Source organism: Gilvimarinus sp. 1_MG-2023, assembly GCF_030548285.1.
On the sequence record NZ_JAUOSC010001944.1, the window covers coordinates 1 to 228 of the forward strand.

At 57.5% G+C, this 228-nt stretch carries 1 pseudogene; it reads left to right on the plus strand.

What is annotated here, in order from left to right:
• A pseudogene (locus tag Q4563_RS23445) lies at positions 1–228 on the plus strand (hypothetical protein); the annotation flags it as partial.

Consider the following 228-nt stretch of genomic DNA (forward strand, 5'->3'; position numbering starts at 1 on the left):
CCCAACTCCCCTACCGGTAAAGTGGAAGCCTGGAGTCATGGCGGTGGTGCACCGTGGCAAAGCGCCAGCTTTGATACCGAAACCAACACCATTATCGTTGGTGCCGGTAACCCGGCCCCCTGGAATGGCTGGGCACGTACCGGCAAAGATGGCAAACCAGAAAAATACGACAGCCTGTATACCTCTGGCCAGGTTGGCGTAGACCCAACGACCGGTGAGGTGAAATGG